Source organism: Klebsiella sp. BDA134-6 (genome assembly GCF_015601345.1).
Taxonomy (GTDB): Bacteria; Pseudomonadota; Gammaproteobacteria; order Enterobacterales; family Enterobacteriaceae; genus Klebsiella; species Klebsiella grimontii.
The window spans coordinates 4,078,689-4,105,003 of record NZ_CP064784.1 but is presented as its reverse complement, the minus strand read 5'-3'; the positions used below and the strand labels follow the sequence as shown (position 1 = coordinate 4,105,003).

25 protein-coding genes are annotated in these 26,315 nt (G+C 55.3%); 16 read left to right on the top strand and 9 right to left on the bottom strand.

From position 1 onward, the window contains the following. Positions 1-31: 31 nt before the first annotated feature. From IYV58_RS18875 to IYV58_RS18865, 3 genes are all read right to left on the bottom strand, one after another. The gene (locus IYV58_RS18875; RefSeq protein WP_142471447.1) at positions 32-1,120 is read right to left on the bottom strand and encodes a sugar kinase; all 1,089 of its coding nucleotides are present in this window, start codon (positions 1,118-1,120) and stop codon (positions 32-34) included. Between the two features lies 1 nt (position 1,121). Continuing rightward, positions 1,122-1,979: a deoxyribonuclease IV gene (gene nfo, locus IYV58_RS18870; protein WP_004122889.1), complete on the bottom strand. Its 858-nt coding sequence runs from the start codon at positions 1,977-1,979 to the stop codon at positions 1,122-1,124. A gap of 96 nt (positions 1,980-2,075) precedes the next feature. Then, on the bottom strand, positions 2,076-3,125 hold the full coding sequence (locus IYV58_RS18865) for a YeiH family protein (protein WP_004122887.1): 1,050 nt from the start codon (positions 3,123-3,125) through the stop codon (positions 2,076-2,078). 173 nt (positions 3,126-3,298) lie between these two features. On the opposite strand from IYV58_RS18865, the gene yieE reads away from it, so the two are divergent. From yieE to cirA, 3 genes are all read left to right on the top strand, one after another. Beyond that, the gene (yieE, locus tag IYV58_RS18860; protein ID WP_004122885.1) at positions 3,299-4,165 is read left to right on the top strand and encodes a DNA-binding transcriptional regulator YeiE; all 867 of its coding nucleotides are present in this window, start codon (positions 3,299-3,301) and stop codon (positions 4,163-4,165) included. A 158-nt stretch (positions 4,166-4,323) separates the two neighbouring features. Further along, positions 4,324-5,793 carry an amino acid permease gene (locus IYV58_RS18855; protein WP_004122883.1) on the top strand — a complete coding sequence of 490 codons (1,470 nt, stop codon included), beginning with the start codon at positions 4,324-4,326 and terminating at the stop codon, positions 5,791-5,793. 302 nt (positions 5,794-6,095) lie between these two features. Next, complete coding sequence (gene cirA / locus IYV58_RS18850) at positions 6,096-8,069, top strand: catecholate siderophore receptor CirA (RefSeq protein ID WP_004122881.1); 1,974 nt, start codon at positions 6,096-6,098, stop codon at positions 8,067-8,069. Between the two features lie 120 nt (positions 8,070-8,189). Here cirA and fghA read toward each other — a convergent pair whose 3' ends face one another. Then, a complete protein-coding gene (gene fghA, locus IYV58_RS18845; RefSeq protein WP_004122866.1) occupies positions 8,190-9,026 on the bottom strand; it encodes an S-formylglutathione hydrolase in 837 nt (278 codons plus the stop codon). A gap of 368 nt (positions 9,027-9,394) precedes the next feature. Here fghA and folE point away from each other — a divergent pair, with 368 nt between their 5' ends. From folE to IYV58_RS18800, 9 genes are all read left to right on the top strand, one after another. Continuing rightward, positions 9,395-10,063, top strand: coding sequence for a GTP cyclohydrolase I FolE (folE, locus tag IYV58_RS18840; RefSeq protein ID WP_004103895.1), 669 nt, complete (start codon positions 9,395-9,397; stop codon positions 10,061-10,063). 15 nt (positions 10,064-10,078) lie between these two features. Further along, positions 10,079-11,236, top strand: coding sequence for a DUF418 domain-containing protein YeiB (yeiB, locus tag IYV58_RS18835; protein ID WP_004122865.1), 1,158 nt, complete (start codon positions 10,079-10,081; stop codon positions 11,234-11,236). A gap of 155 nt (positions 11,237-11,391) precedes the next feature. Continuing rightward, positions 11,392-12,414 (top strand): HTH-type transcriptional regulator GalS, encoded by a 1,023-nt coding sequence (gene galS, locus IYV58_RS18830; protein ID WP_004122864.1) that lies wholly within the window; start codon positions 11,392-11,394, stop codon positions 12,412-12,414. Positions 12,415-12,702: 288 nt separating this feature from the next. Continuing rightward, positions 12,703-13,701 carry a galactose/glucose ABC transporter substrate-binding protein MglB gene (gene mglB, locus IYV58_RS18825; RefSeq protein ID WP_004122863.1) on the top strand — a complete coding sequence of 333 codons (999 nt, stop codon included), beginning with the start codon at positions 12,703-12,705 and terminating at the stop codon, positions 13,699-13,701. A 118-nt stretch (positions 13,702-13,819) separates the two neighbouring features. Continuing rightward, positions 13,820-15,340 (top strand): galactose/methyl galactoside ABC transporter ATP-binding protein MglA, encoded by a 1,521-nt coding sequence (gene mglA, locus IYV58_RS18820; protein WP_004122862.1) that lies wholly within the window; start codon positions 13,820-13,822, stop codon positions 15,338-15,340. Positions 15,341-15,355: 15 nt separating this feature from the next. Beyond that, positions 15,356-16,366 (top strand): galactose/methyl galactoside ABC transporter permease MglC, encoded by a 1,011-nt coding sequence (gene mglC, locus IYV58_RS18815; RefSeq protein WP_004122861.1) that lies wholly within the window; start codon positions 15,356-15,358, stop codon positions 16,364-16,366. A gap of 216 nt (positions 16,367-16,582) precedes the next feature. Beyond that, positions 16,583-17,254: a CsgG/HfaB family protein gene (locus IYV58_RS18810; protein WP_087829132.1), complete on the top strand. Its 672-nt coding sequence runs from the start codon at positions 16,583-16,585 to the stop codon at positions 17,252-17,254. A gap of 72 nt (positions 17,255-17,326) precedes the next feature. Further along, positions 17,327-17,683 carry a DUF4810 domain-containing protein gene (locus IYV58_RS18805; RefSeq protein ID WP_004122858.1) on the top strand — a complete coding sequence of 119 codons (357 nt, stop codon included), beginning with the start codon at positions 17,327-17,329 and terminating at the stop codon, positions 17,681-17,683. Continuing rightward, positions 17,680-18,339: a DUF799 domain-containing protein gene (locus tag IYV58_RS18800; protein WP_049113998.1), complete on the top strand. Its 660-nt coding sequence runs from the start codon at positions 17,680-17,682 to the stop codon at positions 18,337-18,339. The genes IYV58_RS18805 and IYV58_RS18800 overlap by 4 nt, the downstream gene beginning before the upstream one ends. A gap of 82 nt (positions 18,340-18,421) precedes the next feature. On the opposite strand, the gene sanA is transcribed toward IYV58_RS18800, so the two are convergent. The 5 genes from sanA to IYV58_RS18775 all read right to left on the bottom strand — a co-directional run bounded on the left by sanA (position 18,422) and on the right by IYV58_RS18775 (position 22,404). Next, positions 18,422-19,138: an outer membrane permeability protein SanA gene (gene sanA, locus IYV58_RS18795; protein ID WP_004122854.1), complete on the bottom strand. Its 717-nt coding sequence runs from the start codon at positions 19,136-19,138 to the stop codon at positions 18,422-18,424. A 124-nt stretch (positions 19,139-19,262) separates the two neighbouring features. Further along, positions 19,263-20,147, bottom strand: a complete 885-nt coding sequence (gene cdd, locus IYV58_RS18790; protein WP_195729191.1) for a cytidine deaminase — start codon at positions 20,145-20,147, stop codon at positions 19,263-19,265. Between the two features lie 127 nt (positions 20,148-20,274). After that, entirely contained in the window at positions 20,275-20,970 is a 696-nt protein-coding gene (locus IYV58_RS18785; protein ID WP_004122851.1) for a CidB/LrgB family autolysis modulator, read from the bottom strand. Continuing rightward, the gene (locus IYV58_RS18780) at positions 20,967-21,365 is read right to left on the bottom strand and encodes a CidA/LrgA family protein (RefSeq protein WP_004122849.1); all 399 of its coding nucleotides are present in this window, start codon (positions 21,363-21,365) and stop codon (positions 20,967-20,969) included. Before IYV58_RS18780 ends, IYV58_RS18785 begins: the two co-directional genes overlap by 4 nt. A gap of 121 nt (positions 21,366-21,486) precedes the next feature. Further along, positions 21,487-22,404, bottom strand: coding sequence for a LysR substrate-binding domain-containing protein (locus IYV58_RS18775; protein WP_004122848.1), 918 nt, complete (start codon positions 22,402-22,404; stop codon positions 21,487-21,489). A gap of 128 nt (positions 22,405-22,532) precedes the next feature. On the opposite strand from IYV58_RS18775, the gene IYV58_RS18770 reads away from it, so the two are divergent. From IYV58_RS18770 to maiA, 4 genes are read left to right on the top strand one after another with little or no spacing between them, the layout of a single operon-like run. After that, positions 22,533-23,891 carry a 3-hydroxybenzoate transporter MhbT gene (locus IYV58_RS18770; RefSeq protein WP_004122843.1) on the top strand — a complete coding sequence of 453 codons (1,359 nt, stop codon included), beginning with the start codon at positions 22,533-22,535 and terminating at the stop codon, positions 23,889-23,891. An 11-nt stretch (positions 23,892-23,902) separates the two neighbouring features. After that, entirely contained in the window at positions 23,903-24,940 is a 1,038-nt protein-coding gene (gtdA, locus tag IYV58_RS18765; protein WP_004122841.1) for a gentisate 1,2-dioxygenase, read from the top strand. Between the two features lie 23 nt (positions 24,941-24,963). Then, positions 24,964-25,662 (top strand): fumarylacetoacetate hydrolase family protein, encoded by a 699-nt coding sequence (locus tag IYV58_RS18760; protein ID WP_004122838.1) that lies wholly within the window; start codon positions 24,964-24,966, stop codon positions 25,660-25,662. Positions 25,663-25,670: 8 nt separating this feature from the next. After that, complete coding sequence (gene maiA / locus IYV58_RS18755) at positions 25,671-26,315, top strand: maleylacetoacetate isomerase (protein WP_049112284.1); 645 nt, start codon at positions 25,671-25,673, stop codon at positions 26,313-26,315.

Sequence of the window (26,315 nt, the reverse complement as noted above, 5' to 3'; positions counted from 1 at the left end):
GTGATGCGCGCGCCGCGTCTGCGGTGCGCTGCTATCCGTTGGGAAGTAAATTGAGCGCGTTATCAACGGACAAAGAGGGGTTGTTGATGCTGTCGCTGGCTCGGGTGATGGCGGTGCAGGCCATGGCGAAAGCGGCGCTCTCTTTAAAGTCGCTGCCGTCGAGGTAGCTATAAAGTAGCCCAGCCATCAGCGCATCGTCGGCGCCGAAGCTGTCAATCGTCGTATGGCCCGGCAAACTCATCCGGAAGCGTTCGCCGCCGGCTTCGCTACAGAAAATCGAATCATCTTCCGAGCAAATCACCACCCGCTGGGTGCCTTTTTCGTGTAGCCATGCTAGCGCCCGATCGCGATCGGCCTCGTTTTCAATGGGCTCGCCCCAGAGAATCTGCAGTTCGCGCAGCGTGGGTTTCAGCGTGTGGATCTTTCCCAGCCACGGGCGAATGCGGTGCGCTTTAAACTCTGACACGGTATCAACAAACACCGGAATAGCGTTGGTCAGAGTAAACACCCACTCCAGCGACTGTTCCGTTAAATTACAATCGACCAGAACGACGCCTGCATGCGTCAGTAGATCCCGATACTGATTCAGCATCTGCGGCGTGAGCGACTGTAAAATATGCGTATCGTTAATCGCCAGCACCGTCTCTTCCTGCGGATTGGCGATGGAGAGGTAGGTGGCGGTATTGTGACCGTGCAGGCGGATACAGCTTTGCACGTTAACCCCGGCCTGTCGGGTCTGCTCCAGCAGCGTTTCGCCATAAAAATCGCTGCCGACGGCGGAAATCAAATGCACATCGCGGCCCAGCAGCGCCAGGTTATGCGCGATATTTCGCGCCACGCCGCCAGCGGAGCACTGGATATTACCCGGATTTGACACCGGTTGAGGATAATGGATATCGGCAATTCCGCGGATATCCATATTCACCGCGCCCAGCGAGACGCAATACTCCTGCTCGGTAAGGATGTAGCCTTTGCCCTTGATGGCCCCCTTACGCGTGAGATCCATAATATGCGCGGCTACGCGGGAGCGGCTAATCTGCAGAATATCGGCAATCTCATGCTGCTGAATCAGCGGATTGCGCCGCAAAATTTTGAGGATCTGCTTTTCCCTGTCGTTCATATCAGACCGTAGCCTCTTCCGTTTGCTGAGCCCGCAGCCAGGCGATCTCTTCCGCCCAGATATCAGGATTGATCGTTTCCAGAATCAGCGGGATACCGTCAAAGCGGCTGTCCTGCATAATCCAGCGGAAAGCATCATGGCCGATATTGCCTTCACCCAGGCTGTGGTGACGGTCAACGCGGCTGGCGAACGCGCTTTTCGCATCGTTCAGATGCATACCGCGCAGATACTGAAAACCGACAATCCGTTCGAAATCAGCGAAGGTTTTTTCACACTCTTCGGCGCTGCGCAGATCGTAGCCGGCGGCGAAGGCATGGCAGGTATCAATGCATACGCCGACGCGTGATTTATCTTCTACGCCGTCGATGATGGCCGCCAGATGCTCAAATTTAAAGCCCAGGTTACTGCCCTGGCCGGCGGTGTTTTCAATCACCGCCGTAACGCCTTCGGTTTTTGCCAACGCGATATTGATCGATTCGGCGATTCGCGCCAGACATTCGTCTTCCGGGATTTGCTGCAGATGGCTACCCGGATGGAAATTCAGCAGCGTCAGGCCGAGCTGCTGGCAGCGGGAGAGTTCATCAATAAACGCATCGCGGGATTTTTCCAGCGCATCCTCAACCGGATGGCCGAGGTTTATCAGATAGCTGTCGTGCGGCAGAATTTGCCCCGGACCGAAATGGTGCTTTTCGCAGGCGGCTTTAAATTCAGCAATGGTTTCGTCGCTCAGAGGCGCGGCGCGCCACTGGCGCTGGTTTTTGGTAAAGAGGGCAAATGCGGTCGCGCCGATTTCGGCTGCGCGAATGGCGGCGTTGGCTACACCGCCGGAGGCGCTGACGTGCGCTCCAATATATTTCATAAAAAAACTCCAGATAAGCCGCTGGGGGGAGGGTAATGATAGCGGCTTAGCCGGAGAGTTACATCATCCTTAATACAACCTGAATCGCGAGGGGCTTCAGGCCATCAGGCTATGAATGGCCAGGTTAATCGCGCCGCCGCCGACAATCAGCCAGGCGAAGAGCATCAGCGCCATCAGCAGCGGTTTGGCGCCGGCTTTTTTCAGCGCGCTGACGTGGGTGGTCAGGCCGAGGGCGGCCATCGCCATCGCCAGCAGTACGGTATCCAGCGTGACCAGCATATCGACAACCGCTTTCGGCAGCAGGTGGAAGGAGTTAAACACCGCCACCAGAATAAACAGGATCGCAAACCACGGAATGGTGATTTTGCTTTTTTCCCCGCCGTTGGCCGGGGCTAATTGTTTCACGCGCGCGGCGAGGAACAGCAGGAACGGAGCCAGCATCATCACGCGCAGCATTTTTGCAATCACCGCCGCGTTTTCCGCGTCCGGACCCACCGCGTGGCCCGCAGCGACAACCTGAGCAACCTCATGCATCGTCGACCCCATATAAATGCCGTAGGCTTCCGGCGTAAACCAGTGCGCCAGGAAGGGGTAAATAGCCGGGTACAGGAAAATGGCAATGGTGCCGAAAATGACCACCGTGGCGACGGCAACCGTCACTTTGCTGGCTTCCGCTTTGACGACCGGTTCGGTCGCCAGCACCGCTGCGGCGCCGCAGATGCTGCTGCCGGCGCCAATCAGCCAACTGGTATGTTTATCCAGGCCGAAAACCTTTTGCCCAAGAAAGCAGGCGATAAAAAAGGTGCTGGAAAGTGTCAGCGCGTCAATGACGATACCGCCTATCCCGACGTCGGCAATCTGGGCGAACGTCAGGCGAAAGCCGTATAAAATGATGCCGAGACGCAGCAGGTGCTGCTTGGCAAAGATCACGCCGCCGTCGCAGGGCTGCCAGATTTTCGGGTAAACCGTGTTACCGATGACCATGCCGAATAAGATAGCCAGCGTGAGGGCGCTGAAGCCCGCGCCGGCGATAGCCGGATAACTACCGGCCCACAGCGCTGCGCCGGTGAGAACGGCGGTCAGCGCCAGTCCAGGTGCAAAGTGCCGCAATGGGCGATGTTTAGTCGGTAAAGTGAGTGCTGTCATAACCTTCTCCTTTGTCTGGGAAAAGCATACGACCCGCTGGTTTAAATATAAAATTGATTATATATTTATAATTAATCGAAATAAGTGGTAAATGCGCGATTTCGCGGTTTGAGATCGATGGACCTCAGCCTCACGCCGCGGATCGCGAGTTGTATATAAAGGCAGGAAAAATCATGCATATCACGCTAAGGCAGCTGGAAGTTTTTGCTGAAGTATTAAAAAGCGGTTCGACGACGCAGGCATCGCAAATGCTGGCGCTTTCCCAATCGGCGGTTAGCGCGGCGCTGACCGATCTCGAAGGGCAGCTGGGCGTGCAGCTATTTGACCGCGTAGGGAAAAGGCTGGTGGTCAACGAGCACGGCAGGCTGCTTTATCCGCGGGCGCTGGCGCTGCTGGAGCGGGCGCTGGAGATAGAACAGCTGTTTCGCGGCGACAACGGCGCGATCCGCGTCTACGCCAGCAGCACCATCGGCAACTATATTCTGCCGGAAATCATTGCGCGCTATCGACGCGATCTGCCGGATTTACCACTGGAGCTGAGCGTAGGCAATAGCCAGGACGTGATCAATGCGGTGGCCGATCTGCGCGTGGATATCGGGCTGATTGAAGGTCCCTGTCACGCCGCGGATATTATTGCCGAACCCTGGCTGGAAGATGAACTGGTTGTCTTTGCCGCGCCGGATTCGCCGCTCCTCGAAGGGGAGGTGACGCTGCAACGGCTGGCGGAAGCGCCGTGGATTTTACGCGAGCATGGCTCCGGGACCCGGGAAATCGTCGACTATTTATTACTCTCGCATTTACCGGCGTTTCATCTGGGGATGGAGCTGGGCAACTCGGAAGCCATCAAGCACGCTGTGCGCCATGGCTTAGGCATTAGCTGCCTGTCGCGACGCGTGGTGGCGGAGCAGCTTGAAGTGGGGTCTTTGGTAGAGCTGACGATTCCGCTGCCGCGTTTAACCCGCACCTTGTGGCGCATTCATCACCGGCAGAAACATATTTCCAAGGCATTACAGCGATTTCTGCATTATTGCGACGTGTAAAAGTGACACAATGCGCGCTGGCGTTTCCGGGATTTCATGCTTTACTAATAATCCATGCTCGATCATGAAGCTCTCTTATAACTTTGCAATTGTATCGGATGGATCACAGACACTCTGCTACAATCTCGCCTCGTTTTTTGGATGGATAGCATTTTCACATGGTTTCGGATACTAAAACCACAGAAGCGCCCGGTTTACGTCGTGAACTGAAGGCGCGCCACTTGACCATGATCGCGATTGGCGGTTCCATAGGTACAGGTCTTTTTGTTGCCTCTGGCGCAACGATTTCTCAGGCGGGCCCTGGCGGGGCGCTGCTCTCTTATATTCTCATCGGCCTGATGGTTTATTTCCTGATGACCAGCCTCGGCGAGCTGGCGGCGTTTATGCCGGTGTCCGGCTCTTTTGCGACCTACGGGCAAAATTACGTTGAGGAAGGTTTTGGTTTCGCCCTGGGCTGGAACTACTGGTACAACTGGGCGGTAACCATCGCCGTTGACCTCGTTGCCGCTCAGCTGGTAATGACCTACTGGTTCCCCGATGCGCCCGGCTGGGTCTGGAGCGCGCTGTTCCTCGGCATCATGTTCCTGCTGAACTGGATCTCGGTAAAAGGCTTTGGTGAAGCGGAATACTGGTTTTCGCTGATCAAAGTCGCCACCGTCATCATCTTTATTATTGTCGGCGTGATGATGATCTTTGGCATCTTCAACGGCGCACAGCCTGCGGGCTGGAGCAACTGGGTCGTCGACGATGCGCCGTTTGCCGGTGGCTTTGCGGCGATGATTGGCGTAGCGATGATTGTCGGCTTTTCGTTCCAGGGAACCGAGCTTATCGGCATCGCGGCCGGCGAGTCGGAAAACCCGGAGAAGAATATTCCGCGCGCTGTACGGCAGGTGTTCTGGCGTATCCTGTTGTTCTATGTGTTCGCGATTCTGATTATCAGCCTGATCATTCCGTATACCGATCCGAGCCTGCTGCGTAACGACGTTAAAGATATTTCCGTTAGCCCGTTCACGCTGGTCTTCCAGCACGCGGGGCTGCTGTCGGCAGCGGCGATTATGAACGCGGTTATCCTGACGGCGGTACTGTCGGCGGGTAACTCCGGGATGTACGCGTCCACCCGCATGCTCTACACTCTGGCCTGCGATGGCAAAGCGCCGCGTATTTTCTCTAAGCTGTCCAAAGGCGGCGTGCCGCGTAATGCGCTGTATGCCACCACGGTGATTGCAGGGCTGTGCTTCCTGAGCTCGATGTTCGGTAATCAGACCGTTTACCTGTGGCTGCTGAATACCTCCGGCATGACCGGTTTTATCGCCTGGCTGGGGATTGCTATCAGCCACTATCGCTTCCGTCGCGGCTACGTGCTGCAGGGGAACGATCTCAACGACCTGCCGTATCGTTCAGGCTTCTTCCCACTGGGGCCGATCTTCGCTTTCGTGCTGTGCCTGATCATTACCCTAGGCCAGAACTACGAAGCGTTCCTCAAAGATACCATCGACTGGGGCGGCGTGGCGGCAACCTATATCGGTATTCCGCTGTTCCTGGTGATCTGGTTCGGTTACAAGCTGGCGAAAGGGACGCGTTTTGTACGCTACAGCGAAATGAAGTTCCCGGAGCGCTTTAAAGGCTAAACCGCGCTCGCATAGTCAGATAAAACCCTCTCATGAAGAGGGTTTTTTTATGTCCCCAGCCCTTACAAATTGACACATTTCTCCATAATTTTATTGATAACTGTAATCATTATCTTTATCATTTCCGCCAAATTCAGGATGAAGCCAATCCCCGTATCTTGCAGAGGGTCAGACTGACAAGGGGCGACCAGCCACATCTACTGTAAAAAATTGCGCGCATACGCCGTTAGAGCGCTATGCCGACAGTACCTGTGAGCAGGACCTTTTTGTTTGTTTTGTTGTACACCTCATGGAGATATGGAATGTTCAGGCTAAACCCTTTTGTCCGGGCCGGATTATGCGCGTCCGTCGTATCCCTGGCGTTTCCGGCGCTCGCCGACGTCAATGAAGAAACGCTGGTCGTCACCGCTGCGGCAACTGAACAGAGCGTCAAAGATGCGCCCGCCAGTATTAGCGTTATCACCCAGCAGGATCTGCAGCGTAGACCGGTACAAAACCTGAAGGATGTCCTGCGGGAAGTGCCGGGCGTGCAGCTCACCAACGAAGGGGATAACCGCAAAGGGGTGAGCATTCGCGGCCTCAGCAGCGGCTATACGCTGATCCTCGTTGACGGCAAACGCGTTAACTCGCGCAACGCCGTTTTCCGCCACAACGATTTTGATCTCAACTGGATCCCGGTTGATGCCATCGAACGTATCGAAGTCGTGCGCGGGCCGATGTCCTCACTCTATGGTTCCGACGCCCTCGGCGGCGTGGTGAATATCATCACCAAAAAAGTCGGCCAGCAGTGGACCGGCACCCTCAGCGCGGACACCACTCTTCAGGAACACCGCGATCGCGGCGATACGTACAACGGTCAGTTCTTTACCAGCGGCCCGCTGATTGACGGCGTGCTGGGGATGAAAGCCTACGGCAGCCTGGCGAAGCGCGCCAAGGACGATCAGCAGGCTTCCAGCAACGCAGCGGGCGAAACGCCGCGTATTGAAGGCTTCACCAGCCGCGACGGCAACGTCGAATTCGCCTGGACGCCAACCGATAATCAGGACATGACCGCAGGCTACGGGTTTGATCGCCAGGATCGGGATTCCGACTCTCTTGACCGCAACCGCCTCGAGCGCCAGAACTACTCCCTGAGCCACAACGGCCGCTGGGATGTCGGCAATAGCGAGCTGAAATTTTACGGCGAGAAAGTGGATAATAAAAATCCGGGTCAGGCCGGGACCATCACTTCTGAGAGTAACTCGGTTGACGGCAAATACGTTCTGCCGTTGGGAATGATTAACCAGCTGCTGACCTTCGGCGGCGAATGGCGTCACGATAAGCTGAAAGACCCGGTCAATCTGAGCAGCGGCAGCCAATCCACCTCCGCCAGCCAGTACGCGCTGTTCCTCGAAGATGAATGGCGGATCATCGAACCTCTGGCCTTGACCACCGGCATTCGTATGGACGATCACCAGACCTATGGCGATCACTGGAGCCCGCGCGCTTATCTGGTGTATAACGCCACCGATACCGTGACCGTGAAGGGCGGCTGGGCGACGGCATTTAAAGCGCCATCCCTGCTGCAGCTGAACCCGGACTGGACCACCAACTCCTGCCGCGGCTCGTGCAGCATTATCGGTAACCCGGATCTGAAACCGGAAACCAGCGAAAGCTTCGAGCTGGGCCTGTACTATCGCGGCGAAGAGGGCTGGTTTGACGGCGTGGAAGGAAGCGTCACCACCTTCCAGAATAACGTTGACGATATGATCGATATCCTGCGTACCTCCAGCGCCAGCGAAGCGCCGGGCTACCCGAACTTTGTCGGCTGGAAAACGGTGAACGGTAAACGCGTGCCGATCTTCCGCTACTTCAACGTCAATAAGGCGCGTATCAAAGGGGTAGAAACGGAATTGAAGGTGCCGTTCGGCGACGAATGGAAGCTGACGGTTAACTACACCTATAACGATGGCCGCGACCTGAGCAACGGCGGCGATAAACCGCTGCAAACGCTGCCGTTCCATACCGCTAACGGTACCCTCGACTGGAAACCTCTGGACGACTGGTCCTTCTACGTCACCGCCAACTATACCGGCGAACAGCGTTCGGTCAGCGCGACGGGCAAAACGCCCGGCGGCTACACCATGTTTGATATCGGCGCGGCCTGGAACGTCACCAAAAACGTCAAGCTGCGCTCCGGGGTACTCAACGTTGGCGATAAGGATCTGAGCCGCGACGACTATAGCTATACAGAAGAAGGCCGCCGCTACTTTATGGCCGTCGATTACCGCTTCTAACTGGGCGATAAAAGAGGGCTGGCGGGGAAACCTGCCAGCCCTCGCAAAAGGCGCTCAGGGTGAAGCCAGACGGAAAAGCATCAATGCGCCGGGAAGGAGCTTCACGACGCATTGAGATGATCAGGCGAAGAGGTACCGGGCGTGGAAGCGCAGGTGGTCCTCAATAAATGAGGCGATAAAGTAGTAGCTGTGATCGTAACCGGGCTGAATGCGCAGGGTTAACGGCCAGCTTTTCTGCCGCGCGGTTTCCGCCAGTACTGCCGGCTGCAGCTGCTCGGCAAGAAATGCATCGCTGTCACCCTGATCAATCAGGGTTGGAATCGCATCTGACTCGCTGCTGGCCTGCATTAACGCGCAGCTGTCCCAGGCCTGCCAGGCCGCTTCATCCGCTCCCAGATAGGCGGTAAAGGCTTTTTTGCCCCAGGGAACCTGGGTCGGGTTAACGATAGGCGCGAACGCGGAAACGCTGACGAAGCGGCCCGGATTCTTCAGCGCCATCACCAGCGCGCCGTGGCCGCCCATGGAGTGTCCGCTGATGGCGCAGCGATCGCTGAGAGTGAACTCGCGGGCAATCAGCTGCGGCAGCTCGTCGCGAAGGTAATCGTACATGCGGAAATGCGCTGACCACGGCGCCTGGGTGGCATTGAGGTAAAAGCCCGCGCCTTTACCCAGATCGTAAGCGCTATCGTCGGCAACATTATCACCGCGCGGGCTGGTGTCCGGCATCACCAGCGCAATGCCCAGTTCGGCGGCGACGCGCTGAGCGCCCGCTTTGGTAGTGAAGTTTTCATCATTGCAGGTCAGGCCGGAGAGCCAGTAGAGAACCGGCGGCGGCGCGTCCGCTTTGGCGGGCGGTAAAAAGATGCTGAAGGTCATTGCGCAGTTCAGCGTTGCGGAGTCGTGCCGCCAGCGTTGCTGCCGACCTTCAAAACAGCGGTGCTCTTCGAGCAGTTCCATGCAGGGCTCCTTAAGTGTCTCAGGCGTAATTTTCCATAATACAGATATTTCATGGTCTCGTGAGTAACTTTCACTTCCTCCTTTTCGGAACGTATTGCATCATTAATGCAACTTTTAACCAACATGCTGACCTTGCCGTAGCGGCAGGAGTCGCGCTATGGGGCGGCGATTGGGTTGGTTGCGGCAAGGTGAGCAGGGCGTTGCGTGACGCATCGTAGTGCGCTGGTCTGGCGGCGTGGAACGAGAGGTGACGCCAATTTCAACAATTATCGATGCGGCTACTGGATTCTGTGCGTCACCTCACGCACAATGAATACAAACTTTGCCCTCAGAAGAGCAAAGAGCGCCACACCTGCAGGAGAACAAAAATGTCATCACTGAGTAAAGAAGCCATACTCGTTCATGAAGCGCTGGTCGCTCGTGGGCTGGAGACGCCGCTGCGTCCGCCAGTACAAGAAATTGATAATGAAACTCGCAAGCGTCTGATCGCCGGACACATGACCGAGATTATGCAGCTGTTAAACCTTGATCTAAGTGATGACAGCCTGATGGAGACTCCGCATCGCATCGCCAAAATGTACGTCGATGAGATTTTCTCCGGCCTGGACTACGCCCGGTTCCCTAAAATCACCGTCATCGAAAATAAGATGCAGGTTGATGAAATGGTGACCGTACGCGATATCACTCTGACCAGCACCTGCGAACACCATTTTGTCACGATCGACGGCAAAGCGACGGTGGCCTATATCCCGAAAGATTCGGTAATTGGCCTGTCGAAAATTAACCGCATCGTGCAGTTCTTCTCCCAGCGCCCGCAGGTGCAGGAGCGACTGACGCAGCAGATCCTCACCGCGCTGCAAACGCTATTGGGAACCAGCAACGTCGCGGTTTCCATCGATGCGGTGCACTACTGTGTGAAAGCGCGCGGCATTCGCGATGCGACCAGCGCCACCACCACCACGTCGTTGGGCGGCCTGTTTAAATCCAGCCAGAATACCCGCCAGGAGTTCCTGCGCGCCGTACGTCACCACAACTAAAACGGAGCAGGGTACATGGAGAGAAATGTCACGCTGGACTTTGTCCGCGGCGTCGCCATCCTCGGTATCCTGCTACTGAATATCAGCGCCTTCGGTTTACCGAAGGCCGCTTACCTCAACCCGGCGTGGTCCGGGAGCATCTCCGATAGCGACGCCTGGACCTGGGCGATTCTCGATCTGCTGGCGCAGGTCAAATTCCTGACCCTGTTCGCCCTGCTGTTTGGCGCCGGGCTTCAGCTTTTACTGCCGCGCGGCAAGCGTTGGATCCAGTCGCGCCTGACGCTGCTGGCGCTGTTGGGCTTTATACACGGTCTGTTTTTCTGGGACGGCGATATTCTGCTGGCTTATGCGCTGGTAGGGCTGGTGGGATGGCGAATGGTGCGCGACGCCCACGATGTCAAATCGCTGTTTAATACCGGCGTGGTGCTGTACGTCATTGGCGTGGCGGTACTGCTACTGCTGGGATTGATTTCCGGCAATACGCCCAATCGTTCGTGGGTGCCGGACGCGGCCAATTTGCAGTACGAGCAGTACTGGAAGCTAAAAGGCGGCTTTGAGGCGGTGAGCAATCGCGCGGATATGCTGTCGGATAATCTGCTGGCGCTGGGCGCGCAGTACGGTTGGCAGCTGGCCGGTATGATGCTGATGGGCGCCGCGCTAATGCGCAGCGGCTGGCTCAAAGGGCAGTTCAGCCTTCACCATTACCGGCGTACCGGCGGGCTGCTGATTATCGCCGGAATGGCGGTCAATTTGCCCTCTATCGTCGCCCAGTGGCATCTGGGCTGGGATTATCGTTGGTGCGCATTTTTGCTACAGGCGCCGCGCGAGCTGAGCGCGCCGCTGCAAACCATCGGCTACGCGGCGCTGGCCTGGGGCTTCTGGCCGCAGCTGTGTAAGTTTCGTCTGGTGGGGGCGATTGCCTGCGTCGGGCGCATGGCGCTGACCAACTATCTGCTGCAGACCCTCATTTGCACCACCCTATTTTACCGCTTCGGCCTGTTTATGAAGTATGACCGCTTACAGCTGTTAGCCTTCGTGCCGCCCGTATGGGCGGTGAATCTTCTCTTCTCGTGGTTTTGGCTACGTCATTTCCGCCAGGGGCCCGTTGAATGGCTATGGCGCCAATTCACCCTGCGTGCGTCGGGGACATCATTAAAAGATACATCCAGATAACGATCTGGATCACAATCATTAACAAAATGGATGTAACCGTTTCCATCCCTGTGACCTCACTCACGTAGCGTACCGCACGTCGCTGCCAGAATAGCCTCCTTGCTGAACACAGGAGGTGAGTGTGACGTACTGCAATGCTCTACAGGTTGGTGAGTATGATCACCATTCGTGATGTCGCCCGCCAGGCGGGGGTTTCCGTTGCGACGGTTTCGCGCGTGCTGAATAACAGCGCGCTGGTGAGCCCGGATACGCGAGAAGCGGTAATGAAGGCGGTAACGCTATTGGGCTATCGGCCGAACGCCAACGCGCAGGCGCTGGCGACGCAGGTCAGCGATACCATCGGCGTGGTCGTGATGGACGTGTCGGACGCCTTTTTTGGCGCGCTGGTCAAAGCGGTTGATACCGTCGCCCAGCAGCATCAGAAATATGTGCTTATCGGCAATAGCTATCATGAAGCGGAAAAAGAGCGTAACGCCATTGAGGTGCTGATTCGCCAGCGCTGTTCAGCGCTGATCGTCCATTCCAAGGCGCTGAGCGACGCGGAGCTGGGGGATTTTATGGAGCATATGCCGGGAATGGTGCTGATTAACCGCATCGTGCCGGGGTACGCCCACCGCTGCGTTGGGCTGGATAACGTCAGCGGCGCGCTGATGGCGACCCGCATGCTGCTCAATCATGGTCACCAGCGCATCGGCTACCTCTCTTCCAATCACGGCATCGAAGATGATGAATTACGGCGGGAAGGATGGTTCAGGGCGTTACATGAACACGGCATTGTCGCTCCCGAAAGCTGGGTGGGATCCGGATCTCCGGATATGCAGGGCGGCGAGGCGGCGATGGTCGAACTGCTGGGGCGCAACCTCGGTCTGACCGCGGTCTTCGCCTATAACGACAGCATGGCGGCCGGCGCGCTCACGACGCTTAAAGATAACGGCATTGCCGTACCGCAGCATCTCTCGCTGATCGGTTTTGATGATATCCCCATTTCCCGTTACACCGACCCGCAGCTGACGACGGTGCGCTACCCGATTATGTCGATGGCGAAACTGGCGACCGAGCTGGCGCTACAGGGCGCGGCGGGGAAGCTGGATCGTGAAGCCAGCCACTGCTTTATGCCGACGCTGGTGCGCCGGCATTCGGTGGCGCAGAGGCAAATTGTGGGGCCGATCACTAACTAATTATCTGCCTGATGTAACCGCTTTCAATATGTGAGTGATTTCACAGTTTGTTAACATTAAGCTGACTATGATTGCTGCGTTTACAAGTCTGAACATACTATGTCACGGTGATTAATCACTTTTACAGCAGTAATCGGCGTTAAACGATGAATAAAGCCGTTTTTCAGGAGCGGTACCCTACACGGAAGACAGAATTACAGTCGTGAATGTCGCTGTGCAGTAACATTAATGTAACGCTCGCCAGCCATTTTCACACCAAAGACCCTGCATAATAAAACCGGAGATTCCATGAATAAGAAGGTGTTAACCCTGTCTGCTGTAATGGCCAGCATGTTATTCGGCGCCGCGGCGCACGCAGCAGATACGCGTATCGGCGTGACGATCTATAAATACGACGACAACTTTATGTCGGTGGTGCGTAAGGCAATTGAGAAAGACGGCAAATCGGCGCCGGATGTTCAGCTGCTCATGAATGACTCGCAAAACGATCAGTCCAAGCAGAACGATCAGATTGACGTACTGCTGGCAAAAGGCGTGAAGGCGCTGGCGATTAACCTGGTTGACCCGGCGGCGGCGGGGACGGTCATCGATAAAGCCCGTAGCCAGAACGTGCCGGTGGTATTCTTTAACAAAGAGCCATCCCGTAAGGCGCTGGATAGCTACGATAAAGCGTACTACGTCGGTACCGATTCAAAAGAGTCCGGCGTGATTCAGGGTGACCTGATTGCCAAGCACTGGAAAGCGAACCCGAACTGGGATCTGAATAAAGATGGCCAGATTCAGTTTGTCCTGCTGAAAGGCGAGCCGGGCCATCCAGATGCGGAAGCGCGTACTACCTATGTGATTAAAGAGCTGAACGACAAGGGCTTCAAAACCCAGCAGCTGGCGTTAGACACCGCCATGTGGGACACCGCTCAGGCGAAAGATAAGATGGATGCCTGGCTGTCTGGCCCGAACGCCAACAAAATTGAAGTCGTTATCGCTAACAACGATGCGATGGCGATGGGCGCGGTAGAAGCGCTGAAGGCCCACAATAAGAGCAGCATCCCGGTATTCGGCGTCGATGCGCTGCCGGAAGCGTTAGCGTTGGTTAAATCCGGCGCTATGGCGGGTACCGTACTGAACGATGCCAACAACCAGGCGAAAGCCACCTTCGATCTGGCGAAAAATCTCGCCGATGGCAAAGAACCGGCTGCCGGCACTAACTGGAAAATTGAAAATAAGATTGTCCGCGTACCGTACGTGGGCGTTGATAAAGACAATCTGAGTGAATTTATCGGTAAGTAATAGCTTAATAAGCTGCGGGCGTGCGCGCTGTACGCCCGATTATTCCTGATACAGAACCCGTCCCTGTTCGTCGTTAATTCGTCGGCTGGGGTATGCACGCACGCAGCCAGGTATAACTATGGTCAGCAATAATAGCGAACGGTCAGGCGAATATTTGTTGGAAATGACCAACATCAACAAATCGTTTCCTGGCGTCAAGGCTCTCGATAATGTGAACCTCAAGGTTCGTCCCCACTCTATTCACGCCTTAATGGGGGAGAACGGCGCGGGCAAATCAACATTATTAAAATGCCTATTTGGGATCTACCAAAAAGATTCCGGCAGTATTCTTTTTCAGGGGCAAGAGATCGATTTCCATTCGGCTAAAGAAGCCCTGGAAAACGGTATTTCAATGGTTCATCAGGAATTAAACCTGGTCTTACAACGTTCGGTGATGGACAACATGTGGTTGGGACGTTATCCCACCAAAGGCGTGTTTGTCGATCAGGACAAAATGTATCGTGATACCAAAGCGATTTTCGATGAGCTGGATATTGATATCGACCCACGCGCTCGCGTCGGTACACTATCGGTATCGCAAATGCAGATGATTGAAATTGCGAAGGCATTTTCCTATAACGCCAAAATTGTCATTATGGATGAGCCGACCTCTTCGTTAACCGAAAAAGAGGTCAACCATCTGTTTAAAATTATCCGTAAGCTAAAAGAGCGCGGCTGCGGTATAGTCTATATTTCCCACAAAATGGAAGAGATCTTTCAGCTGTGCGATGAAATTACCATCCTGCGCGACGGCCAGTGGATCGCCACTCAGCCGTTGGAAGGGCTTGATATGGATAAGATTATCGCGATGATGGTCGGTCGCTCCCTCAATCAGCGCTTTCCGAACAAAGAAAATAAGCCGGGTGAGGTGATTCTCGAGGTGCGCAATTTAACCTCATTGCGCCAGCCGTCGATTCGCGATGTCTCTTTCGATCTGCACAAAGGCGAAATCCTGGGTATTGCCGGACTGGTTGGCGCGAAACGTACCGATATCGTCGAGACGTTATTTGGTATTCGCGAGAAGGCCGGTGGGACGATCAGGTTGCACGGTAAGAAGATTAATAATCATAGCGCCAATGAAGCCATCAACCACGGCTTTGCCCTGGTGACCGAAGAGCGACGCTCGACGGGAATTTATGCCTACCTGGATATCGGTTTTAACTCGCTGATCTCCAATATTAAGAAATACAAGAATAAGGTCGGATTGCTGGATAATTCACGCATGAAAAGCGATACCCAATGGGTGATTGATTCGATGCGCGTGAAAACCCCAGGGCAGCACACGCAAATTGGTTCGTTGTCCGGTGGTAACCAACAAAAAGTGATTATCGGTCGCTGGCTATTAACCCAGCCGGAAATTCTGATGCTCGATGAACCCACGCGTGGGATTGACGTTGGGGCAAAGTTCGAAATTTATCAGCTGATCGCCGAGCTGGCAAAAAAAGACAAAGGGATCATTATTATTTCCTCCGAGATGCCGGAGCTGCTGGGTATTACTGACCGTATTCTGGTAATGAGCAATGGTCTTGTTGCCGGAATTGTTGAGACTAAAACCACCACGCAAAACGAAATTCTCCGTCTTGCGTCGTTGCACCTTTAAGATCAGGGGCTCCTCATGAGTGCGTTAAATAAAAAGAGTTTTCTCACCTATTTGAAAGAAGGTGGGATTTACGTGGTTCTTTTAGTATTGCTGGCTATTATTATTTTCCAGGATCCGACATTCTTAAGTTTGCTGAACTTAAGTAATATTCTGACCCAGTCTTCGGTGCGTATTATTATCGCGCTCGGCGTGGCCGGACTTATTGTCACTCAGGGTACCGACCTTTCAGCCGGACGTCAGGTCGGTCTCGCGGCGGTTATCGCCGCCACGATGCTGCAGGCGGTGGACAATGCCAATAAGGTGTTCCCGGAGATGGCTACGATGCCGATCCCGCTGGTTATCCTGCTGGTGTGCGCGATCGGCGCGGTCATTGGTCTTATCAACGGTATTATTATCGCTTACCTGAACGTGACGCCGTTTATCACCACTCTTGGCACGATGATCATCGTTTACGGTATCAACTCCCTGTATTACGACTTTGTTGGCGCGTCGCCGATTTCCGGCTTCGATAGCCACTTCTCGCAGTTTGCCCAGGGGTTCGTGGCGCTGGGCTCATTCCGCCTGTCGTATATTACCTTCTATGCGCTGATTGCGGTGTTCTTCGTATGGATCCTGTGGAACAAAACCCGCTTTGGTAAAAACATTTTTGCTATCGGCGGTAACCCGGAAGCGGCGAAGGTTTCCGGCGTCAACGTCGCTCTGAACCTGCTGATGATTTATGCGCTCTCCGGCGTGTTCTACGCCTTCGGCGGCCTGCTGGAAGCCGGACGCATCGGTTCGGCGACCAATAACCTTGGCTTTATGTATGAACTGGATGCCATTGCCGCCTGCGTGGTCGGCGGCGTATCGTTCAGCGGCGGGGTCGGCACCGTGTTCGGCGTGGTGACTGGGGTGATTATCTTCACCGTCATCAACTACGGTCTGACCTATATCGGCGTGAACCCGTACTGGCAGTACATTATCAAAGGGGCGATTATCATCTTCGCCGTGGCGCTGGATTCGCTGAAGTATGCGCGGAAGAAGTAAGTTCCTCTGTTGATAAAAGCTGCCTTCGGGCAGCTTTTTTATTTTGCGCGGGTCTGGCTCACGAAAATCGATATTGCTGAATAAATAGCTATTAGTCTTTTCATATCACGAATGAATTAATGAGTTTGTCAAGATGTAAACATATATTTATATATCTTTCCGCCAACTACGGATATTATGCTCATTTGCTTTTTGATGATGGAAAGGAACCATACAATGTTAAAGAAAATGATTGCCGCGATAGGCTTCGCAAGCCTCTTTTTATTGAGCGGCTGCGCAAAAGAATCATCCCGCTCTCTTGAAGTCGCCAAGGTGACGACCTGGAATACGCCTTACCACGGCGCTCGCAGCCCAATTTCAGTGGGTAAGTTTGATAACCGCTCCAGCTATATGAACGGCGTATTTTCTGATGGCGTCGATCGTTTGGGTAATCAGTCAAAAACAATTCTCATAACACATTTGCAACAAACCGGGCGATTCAATGTTCTCGATCGGAGTAATATGGCCGAGTTGCAGAATGAAGCCAGTATAAAAGGAACCAGCCAGACGCTGAAGGGCGCTGATTATGTGGTGACGGGCGACGTGACCGAATTTGGGCGCAAGGAAGTCGGGGACCATCAGTTATTTGGCATCCTGGGAAGAGGGAAGAGCCAAATTGCCTATGCCAAAGTGAATCTGAATATCGTAAATGTCCAGACATCCGAAGTCGTTTTTTCATCGCAGGGTGCCGGGGAGTTTGAGCTTTCTAACCGCGAAGTGATCGGATTCGGCGGTACCGCCAGCTATGACTCCACGCTAAACGGAAAAGTGTTGGATCTCGCTATCCGCGAAGCCGTAAATAATCTGGTTGCAGGTATCGAAAGCGGTGCGTGGACACCGGCTAAATAATCGTTCTGATTTCGACATTTCCCGTGTGCGCACGGTGAAATGTCGCGTTAAATCATAATATGGATGTTAAAAATGAATATTATTCGTTCTGTTTTCATTCTGCTCGCCGTGGCGGTGATAAGCGGTTGTGCGACAAGCCCCAAACCTCTCTATAGCTGGAATGAATATCAGCCTGTGGTTTATGAGTATTACGCGCTGGATATGGGGCCACAAGAGCAAATCGAAGCATTAAAAAAAGATATTGAAAAAGCGCGGGCGCAGGCCCTTCCTGTTCCTCCGGGACTGCATGCGCATCTGGGGATGTTATATATCGATACCGGTCATCCGGAATTGGCAAAAACAGAATTTGAACAGGAGAAACGGCTGTTTCCTGAATCCAGCCAGTTTATGGATTTTCTGTTGAAGAAAATGCAGGGAGGCAAAGCATGAAAAAGTTATATGTATTATGCGCAGGTTTATTAGTGACCCTGTTGTTGAGCGGTTGCGCACCGAAAAAATCCTATGACTACACGGCATTCAGGCAGAGTAAACCGAAGAGTATTCTGGTCCTGCTGCCGAAAAACGAATCACCGGACGTTAAAGCGGGCTATGGGGTACTTTCGCAGGTCACGCTGCCGCTTGCCGAGGCGGGATATTATGTTTTCCCTGTTGCCGTCGTTGAGAACACCTTTAAACAAAATGGCGTCGTGAATGGTGAAGAAATGCACGGTGTCAGCCATCAAAAGCTAAGAGAAATTTTTGGCGCCGACGCTGTGCTCTATCTTAAGGTCACGGAATATGGGACATCGTATCAGGTTATCAATAGCGATACGCGTGTCGCCGTTTCCGGTGAACTGGTGGATATTCGTAACGGGAAACTATTATGGAAAGGCAGCGCGGTAGCTTCCAGCAGCGAAGGTGACAGCAGCGGCGGTTCGCTTTTAGGCATGCTTATCCAGGCTGCCGTTGACCAGATAGTCAACACCATGACCGACAGAAGCTATAAGGTTGCGGGTATTGCCGATGCGCGCCTGCTTACGCCTGCCGCGCCGGCGGGTATGTTGTACGGCCCTCGCTCTCCTAAATACGGTAAAGATTTGCAATAGCGTCCTCAATAGATGGCCGATGCGCGCCTTTGCATCGGCCATTTATTGCTTATCAGGAAGCCGTCTTTGCCAGATAACGAGGCTACTTCTCTTTTTTCTGCAGCTCCAGCAGCTGCTGGGGCGTGACCGCAGGATAGGACTGCGCGCCGTCGGGAACTTCCTGCTGCGCGGGGATGGGGATCAGCGGGCCTAAAAAGCGCGGCTCGCGTTTAAAAATATAGAGATCCGCCAGCGCGCCGAAGCGGGCGCCGAACTCGCGCAGGCGAACGCTCCACATATCTTTTGGCGACGGTACCGCGTAGCACTGCGCCTGAATCCCCATATGCAGGGCAATAAACAGCGCCCGCTCGCAATGGAAGCGTTGGGTAATGATAATAAAGTCGTTCGTATCGAAGACTTTACGGGTGCGAACAATCGAATCAAGGGTACGAAAACCCGCATAGTCCAGCACGATATCCGCCGGATCGACGCCGGCTTTGATCAAATCGCGGCGCATGGTCATCGGCTCGTTATAGCTTTGCAGCGCGTTATCGCCGCTGAGCAGCAGATAGTTCACTTTGCCGCTGTTGTAGGCGTTCAGCGCGCCCTGAATCCGGTAACGATAATATTGGTTGATAACCCCGGTACGGTAGTACTTGGCGGTACCGAGCACGACGCCGACCTGGCGGTAGGGCAGGTCCTGTAGCTCATCGTAAATATAGGGAGAGGTTTTCCAGCTCATCCAGCGGTCGAGACCCAGCACGGTTAACAGCAGCAAGCCGAACAGGACTAACAGGCTGTATAACACACGCTTTAACATGAACCTGGCTCAATAGTGGATGAGGGAAGCTTCAGGCTACTTTACCCGTCGGGCAAGCGCAAGAAACCGTCGTTTAATTGCGGGGATTTTCAACAGTGCGGGCCGTTTGGCCCGCAGAATGTGACTAACCTAACAGTACGCGATCGATATTATGGCAGCCCAGCGCCTTTAGCGTCGCCGCGGTGGCGTCCCACTGAATTAGCGTCGCATCGGCCTTCTCGGCCAGAATCGCGCGCTGGATATCCGGGTAATCGTATCCATTGAGGCTCAGTAGATTTAGCGCGCCCTGTAGCGGAGGCAGCGTCGGGTTAAAAGCGGCGTTCTCGGCATAGCTGCCGGTGAGAAGGGTACCGTCTTTCAGCTCCAGCGCAACGCCGGATGGCGAATTGCTGTAAGGCATGTGGCAACGGTTGGCCGCCTGAATCGCCGCCTGAGCCAGCGCGTCGCCACTGAGCGGGAAGCCGTGGTCCTGCTCATCCATCAGCAGTATTTTAATGTCCAGATCTTTCGGGCCGAAAGCGTCCGGCAAATAGTGCTGCAGCGAATGCGCCTCGCGACCGGGGAGGTGGATGCGCAGCGCCAGGCCGCTGTTCAGCTCGTTCATAAACTGTCGGCAGTGGCCGCAGGGAGTGTAGTTAACGGTAATCGCCCGCAGGGATTTTTCGCCGCGCAGCCAGGCATGGCTGATGGCGCTTTGTTCGGCGTGCACGGTTTGCTGCATGGTGGCGCCGAGAAATTCCATATTTCCGCCGAAGTACCAGGTACCGCTGATGCCGCGGGCAATCGCGCCGACGTTAAAATGCGACAGATCGGCCCTCGCGCAGGCCGCCGCCAGCGGCAGCAAAGCAAAGGCCAGCGCGTCTTCATCCAGCCCCGTTGCGCTTTGCAGCGCCGCAACCTGGTCTGCATTCAGCAGGGCCGGGAAATGCCGATCGGCCAGCATCGGGGCGATGGCCGCTTGCAGGTCCGCCGCCAGTTGGGGAAGAACAGCTTGAAAACGTGGGTGCATGGCGTTGCCTCATAACAATGTAATGGAAATCTAGTGTACGGGGGGTGACAGCCTGTATATGTGATAAACATCTCATTGTCATTGCAACTAATTCGTGTTGCATTTAAAAATGTGATTCAAATCACAATTATCCAACAACAGCTAAAATAAGCGGAAATAAGAACGGCGCGACCAGCGAGGTAATGATCCCGCAAAGCACCAGCGCCAGCGAGCTGAATGCCCCTTCCTGATAGTCGAGTTCAGCGCAACGGGCGGTCCCCAGGGCGTGGGATGCGGTGCCCATCGACAGCCCGCGCGAGGCTTTGGTGCGGATGCGCATCACATTCAGCAGGGTGTGGCCAAAGACCGCGCCGAGAATGCCGACGAAAATCACGCACACCGCGCTGATCGCCGGGATCCCGCCAATGCTGCTGCTCACCGCCATGGCAATCGGCGTCGTCACCGATTTCGGCAAAATAGAGGCGGCAATCTGCGGGGTTGCGCCCATCATCAGGGCAACGGTAGTGCCGGTGACCATCGCCACCACGCTGCCGATAAAGCAGATGGTGATGATTGACTTCCAGCGGGCGCGGATTTGGTGCAGCTGCTCATACAAAGGAAAGGCCAACGCCACCACCGCCGGCTGCAGCAGGTCGTTAAGAATTTTGCTGCCGAGGAAATAGCGCTCGTAGGAGATGCCGGTAATCAGCAGAAAAGGTATCAGCACCACCATCGCCACCAGCAGCGGGTTGAGCAGCGGAAATTTAAACCGCGCCGCCAGCCTGCGGGCAAGGAAAAAGACGGCCAGGGTTAGCGGCAGCGACCACCAGATTTCATGGATCATTCTTCACTTCCTTTTTGTCCAACCACTTTGCGCTCACCGTGAACCAGGTGTGAACTCCAGCTGACGACTAAAAAGACGACCAGCGTGCTTATCGCGCAGGAAACCACCACCGGGCCAAACTGCGCGCGCAGTAAATCCCAGTACTGCATGACGCCGACGCCGATAGGCACAAATAGCAGCGCCATATAGCGAATCAGAATGTTGCAGCCGGGGTTGACCCACTGTGGCGGCATGATCTGCAGCGCCAGCAGAAAAAACAGAATCAGCATGCCAATAATGCTGCCGGGAATAGCGATCGGCAGTAGCGAAGAGAGAAAAATGCCCGCATACAGGCAGGCGTAGATGAGCACGAAAGCGCGCAGATACTGCCAGACAATAATCAGTGATTTACTCATGGTAATAACCCTTGATGAACCGCATTCATCATACAATTAAAGCCAAAAATGTGCTACCGATCACATCATGAATTCTACGCATACCTGCAATAGAGACGGGGAACAGCAAAACGGACGGCTATCAGAGTGTAGATTGCAGCGACAGGCAGTGCAGAAACCGGCTCAGCGCCAACGACGGTGTTTCACTTTTTCGCCAGAACACCCCAACGCTACCTTTTTGTTCAATGCGCGGCAAATTAAGAATCGCCAGCTGGTGCTGGGCCGCGTAGCGCTGCGCCAGGCGCAAGGAGAGAATTGAGACCATATCGCTACTCTGCAGCAGGTTGCTGGTCACGTTCATCGAGGCCGATTCGATAGTATTCTCCGGCAGCATCACGCCGTTATCCACCAGCGCGTTGTCGATGCTCAGGCGAATTGGCGTGCCGGTGGGCCAGACAATCCAGCGCCAGGGGGAGAGGTCGGCCCAGCTTAATTGCGGTTTCTGGGCCAGCGGGTGATCGGGGCGGGCGACAAAGCAGACCGGTTCGGTGTAGAGCACCCGGTAGCTCAGCGGCAGTTCCAGCGCCCGCCCGCCAACGCGTCCGACAACGACATCAACCACGCCGGCGAGCAGATCGTTAAGCAGCGGCGTCATAACCTTTTCTTCGATATTCAGGTGCAGGGTCGGCATCTCTTTGAGCAGTTCGAGAATTGCCTGTGAGACGCAGTCGGTCGCCACCGGCGAACAGCCAATCATCAGGCTGCCCACCTGTCCGCCCTGTTTAAAACGCTCGATTTCATACTGCGAACGCGACATATCGTTAATCAGCCGCTGGGCGTGCTGAAGCAGCAGCTTTCCGCCTTCGGTCGGGCGCAGGCCTTTGCTATGGCGTTCGAACAAAGTCATGCCGACTTCCTCTTCAAACTGGCCGAGCCATTTGGAGAGCGCGGGCTGAGTAATGTTAATCATTTTCGCTACCTGCGTGAGATTGCCTTGCTCCCCCAGCGCCACCAGCATCTGTAAATGATGCAGCTTGAGTTTCTGCGTCCAGTTCACCATTAGGTATAACCTCCAGGTTATGTCTATGCCCGAAATACCATTGTACATTTCATTGCCATGCTTACAAAATCGCAACATAAAAGAAATAAATACAACATCTACCTCCCTACCTGCTCTGAGGCATAACCATGACTCAACGACTTGAACTACAAAAACTACTCAATGCCGCGCCGGTCGGCGCCCGACAATGGCGCGTGATTATCTGCTGTTTCCTGGTGGTCATGCTCGATGGTTTCGATACGGCGGCGATTGGTTTCATCGCCCCGGATATCCGTAGTCATTGGCAGCTCACCGCCGGTGACCTCGCGCCGTTATTTGGCGCAGGGCTGCTGGGCCTGACCGCCGGGGCGCTGCTCTGCGGTCCGCTCTCCGACCGCTTTGGCCGTAAACGGGTAATTGAGTTCTGCGTCGCTCTATTCGGCCTGTTCAGCCTGCTTTCCGCGTTTGCCCCCGATCTACAGATGCTGGTGTTCCTGCGTTTCCTGACCGGGCTCGGCCTCGGCGGCGCGATGCCTAATACCATTACCATGACCTCGGAATATCTGCCTGCCCGGCGGCGTGGGGCGCTGGTGACCCTGATGTTTTGTGGATTCACACTCGGCTCGGCGTTCGGCGGCGTGGTCAGCGCGCAGCTGGTCCCGCTGATTGGCTGGCACGGCATTCTGGTTCTCGGCGGCGTTTTACCGTTGATGCTGGCGGTGGCGCTGATACCGCTGCTTCCCGAGTCTCCGCGCTGGCAGATCCGTCGCCAGCTCCCGCAAGCGGTGATAGCCAAAAACGTTGGCGCAATAACCGGCGAACGCTATACCGATACCCATTTCTGGCTTGATGAGCCTGCCGCAGCGGCGAAGGGCAGCATCAGCCAGCTGTTCGCCGGGCGTCAGCTGGCCATCACCTTAATGTTATGGGTGGTGTTCTTTATGAGCCTGTTGATTATCTATCTGCTCTCCAGCTGGATGCCGACGCTGCTTAACCATCGGGGGATTGATTTACAGCACGCTTCGTGGGTCACCGCCGCCTTCCAGATTGGCGGTACTTTCGGCGCCTTGCTGCTCGGCGTGCTGATGGATCGCTTCAATCCCTATCGGGTGCTGGCGCTGAGCTACGGCCTGGGGGCGGTGTGTATCGTCATGATTGGCCTGAGCGAGAACGGCCTGTGGCTGATGGCGCTGGCGATTTTCGGCACCGGGATTGGCATCAGCGGTTCGCAGGTCGGCCTCAATGCGTTAACCGCCACTCTGTATCCCACCCAAAGCCGCGCGACCGGTGTGAGCTGGTCAAACGCGGTCGGCCGCTGCGGCGCCATCGTTGGCTCGCTCTCCGGCGGCGTGATGATGGCGATGAATTTCTCTTTTGACACCCTGTTTTTTGTTATCGCAGTACCGGCCGTCGTTAGCGCCGTGATGCTTGTCCTGCTGACGCTTGCCGTCCGCAACCCAACATCTGTACCTGCCGCGTTGCCTTCTGCGGGCATCGTGAATAAATAAGGAGAACGCTCATGACTCAATCTTCAATGGAAATCAATAAAGATCGTCAGCAGTACTATCAGCATATTTCCGGGCAAAACCTGACGCCGCTTTGGGAATCCCTGCACCACCTGGTGCCGAAAACGCCGAACGCCACCTGCGCCCCGGCCTACTGGAATTATCAGGAGATTCGTCCGCTGCTGATGAAAAGCGGCGAGCTGATTGGCGCGAAAGAAGCGATACGCCGCGTGCTGGTGCTGGAGAACCCGGCGCTGCGCGGACAGTCATCGATTACCTCATCGCTGTATGCTGGTTTACAGCTGATCATGCCCGGAGAGGTAGCGCCGAGCCATCGGCACAACCAGTCGGCGCTGCGCTTTGTCGTGGAAGGCGAGGGGGCGTTTACCGCCGTTGATGGCGAACGCACCGCCATGCGCGCCGGGGATTTTATTCTGACTCCGCAGTGGCGCTGGCACGATCACGGCAACCCCGGCAATGAGCCGGTGGTCTGGCTCGATGGTCTCGACCTGCCGCTGGTGAACTATTTGGGCTGCGCTTTTGCTGAGGATTACCCGGAAGATCAGCAGCCGGTGACCCGCAAAGAGGGAGACTACCTGCCGCGCTACGCCGCCAATATGTTGCCGCTGCGCCATCAGGTGGGTAACTCTTCGCCCATCTTTAACTATCGTTACGACCGCAGTCGCGAAGCGCTGCACGACCTGACGCGAATGGGCGATGCCGACGAGTGGGACGGCTATAAAATGCGCTACGTCAATCCGGTTACCGGCGGCTATCCGATGCCGTCGATGGGCGCTTTCCTGCAGCTGTTACCGCAAGGGTTTACCTCACGCGCGGCGAAAACCACCGACAGCACTATCTATCATGTGGTGGAAGGTAGCGGCCAGGTCACCATTGGCGAACAGACCTTCACTTTCCAGGCAAAAGATATCTTCGTGGTGCCGACCTGGCACGCCGTCTCTTTTAACTCTGCCGAAGATACCGTGTTATTCAGCTTTTCGGACCGTCCCGTGCAGGAAGCGCTCGGCCTGTTCCGCGAAGCGCGTTATTAAAAATGAAGAATAAGGAATCCATCATGACTCAATACGTTTTTGCCCCCCAGGCCCCGATTAGCGTTCCAGTTGTCGGCAGCGATGAGCAGTTTCCGGTGCGCCGCGTTTACTGCGTGGGCCGCAACTATGCCGCCCACGCGCGTGAAATGGGCTTTGACCCGGATCGTGAACCGCCGTTTTTCTTCTGTAAGCCAGCCGATGCGGTGGTGCCCGTCGCCGCGGGAGAAACGCTGAACCTGCCGTATCCGACGCAAACCGATAACTATCACTATGAAATTGAGCTGGTGGTGGCGATTGGCAAACAGGGAAGCGATATCCCGCTGGAGCAGGCCCACGAGTATATCTGGGGCTATGCCACGGGGCTGGATATGACCCGCCGCGATCGCCAGATGGAGATGCGCCAGATGGGCCGTCCGTGGGAGATTGGTAAAGCTTTTGACCTTTCCGCGCCGATTGCGCCGCTGCACAAAGCGGATACGGCGGACGTGAACCAGGCCGGAATTTGGCTGCAGGTTAACGGGGAAGATCATCAGCGCAGCGATATTCGCCACCTGATCTGGTCGGTCAATGAAACCATCAGCTATCTTTCCGGCTTCTTTGAGCTGCAGCCAGGCGATCTGATTTTTACCGGCACGCCGGAAGGCGTCGGCGCGGTGGTGAAAGGCGATGTGATCACCGGCAACGTAGAGGGTCTGACGCCAATCGCCGTGCGTGTGGTGTGAGGTGAATGATGAAGCTGTACAGTTTTTTTAATAGCTCGGCGTCATATCGCGTGCGGATTGCGCTGGCGCTGAAGGGCATTGACTACCAGAGCGTGGGGGTCAACATCCGCATTGGTCAGCAGAACGCGCTGGAATACCGGCGGCTGAATCCGGTTGGCCTGGTGCCAACGTTGATCACCGATGATGGCGAATCTCTCGGCCAGTCGCTGGCGATTGCCGACTGGCTGGATCGGCACTATCCGCAGCCGCTGCTGCTGCCTCAGGACGACAGCGCGCGGATGCGGGTGCTGGAGATTGTTTACGCCATCGCCTGCGATATTCACCCAATAAACAACATGCGCGTTTTACGCTACCTTGGCGACGAACTGAAGGTAAGCGAAGAGGATAAAAAACGCTGGTATGCGCACTGGATCCAGCAGGGATTCAGCGCCGTCGAGCAGCTATTGCGCCACGCGAAATCCGGCGATTTTTGCGTGGGCGATGCGCCCACCCTGGCGGACTGCTGTCTGGTACCGCAGTGGGCCAACGCCTTGAGGATGGGCTGCGATCTCAGCCACTATCCACGCTGTCAGGCGGTCTATGACGCCTGCACCCGGCTGCCTGCGTTTATCGCCGCTGCGCCGGAAAACCAACAAGATAAGATCCCGGCTTAG

Coding starts and splice junctions, on each gene's coding strand:
- IYV58_RS18875 (WP_142471447.1), bottom strand. CDS start 1,120: ATGAACGACAGGGAAAAGCAGATCCTCAAAATTTTGCGGCGCAATCCG.
- nfo (WP_004122889.1), bottom strand. CDS start 1,979: ATGAAATATATTGGAGCGCACGTCAGCGCCTCCGGCGGTGTAGCCAAC.
- IYV58_RS18865 (WP_004122887.1), bottom strand. CDS start 3,125: ATGACAGCACTCACTTTACCGACTAAACATCGCCCATTGCGGCACTTT.
- yieE (WP_004122885.1), top strand. CDS start 3,299: ATGCATATCACGCTAAGGCAGCTGGAAGTTTTTGCTGAAGTATTAAAA.
- IYV58_RS18855 (WP_004122883.1), top strand. CDS start 4,324: ATGGTTTCGGATACTAAAACCACAGAAGCGCCCGGTTTACGTCGTGAA.
- cirA (WP_004122881.1), top strand. CDS start 6,096: ATGTTCAGGCTAAACCCTTTTGTCCGGGCCGGATTATGCGCGTCCGTC.
- fghA (WP_004122866.1), bottom strand. CDS start 9,026: ATGGAACTGCTCGAAGAGCACCGCTGTTTTGAAGGTCGGCAGCAACGC.
- folE (WP_004103895.1), top strand. CDS start 9,395: ATGTCATCACTGAGTAAAGAAGCCATACTCGTTCATGAAGCGCTGGTC.
- yeiB (WP_004122865.1), top strand. CDS start 10,079: ATGGAGAGAAATGTCACGCTGGACTTTGTCCGCGGCGTCGCCATCCTC.
- galS (WP_004122864.1), top strand. CDS start 11,392: ATGATCACCATTCGTGATGTCGCCCGCCAGGCGGGGGTTTCCGTTGCG.
- mglB (WP_004122863.1), top strand. CDS start 12,703: ATGAATAAGAAGGTGTTAACCCTGTCTGCTGTAATGGCCAGCATGTTA.
- mglA (WP_004122862.1), top strand. CDS start 13,820: ATGGTCAGCAATAATAGCGAACGGTCAGGCGAATATTTGTTGGAAATG.
- mglC (WP_004122861.1), top strand. CDS start 15,356: ATGAGTGCGTTAAATAAAAAGAGTTTTCTCACCTATTTGAAAGAAGGT.
- IYV58_RS18810 (WP_087829132.1), top strand. CDS start 16,583: ATGTTAAAGAAAATGATTGCCGCGATAGGCTTCGCAAGCCTCTTTTTA.
- IYV58_RS18805 (WP_004122858.1), top strand. CDS start 17,327: ATGAATATTATTCGTTCTGTTTTCATTCTGCTCGCCGTGGCGGTGATA.
- IYV58_RS18800 (WP_049113998.1), top strand. CDS start 17,680: ATGAAAAAGTTATATGTATTATGCGCAGGTTTATTAGTGACCCTGTTG.
- sanA (WP_004122854.1), bottom strand. CDS start 19,138: ATGTTAAAGCGTGTGTTATACAGCCTGTTAGTCCTGTTCGGCTTGCTG.
- cdd (WP_195729191.1), bottom strand. CDS start 20,147: ATGCACCCACGTTTTCAAGCTGTTCTTCCCCAACTGGCGGCGGACCTG.
- IYV58_RS18785 (WP_004122851.1), bottom strand. CDS start 20,970: ATGATCCATGAAATCTGGTGGTCGCTGCCGCTAACCCTGGCCGTCTTT.
- IYV58_RS18780 (WP_004122849.1), bottom strand. CDS start 21,365: ATGAGTAAATCACTGATTATTGTCTGGCAGTATCTGCGCGCTTTCGTG.
- IYV58_RS18775 (WP_004122848.1), bottom strand. CDS start 22,404: ATGGTGAACTGGACGCAGAAACTCAAGCTGCATCATTTACAGATGCTG.
- IYV58_RS18770 (WP_004122843.1), top strand. CDS start 22,533: ATGACTCAACGACTTGAACTACAAAAACTACTCAATGCCGCGCCGGTC.
- gtdA (WP_004122841.1), top strand. CDS start 23,903: ATGACTCAATCTTCAATGGAAATCAATAAAGATCGTCAGCAGTACTAT.
- IYV58_RS18760 (WP_004122838.1), top strand. CDS start 24,964: ATGACTCAATACGTTTTTGCCCCCCAGGCCCCGATTAGCGTTCCAGTT.
- maiA (WP_049112284.1), top strand. CDS start 25,671: ATGAAGCTGTACAGTTTTTTTAATAGCTCGGCGTCATATCGCGTGCGG.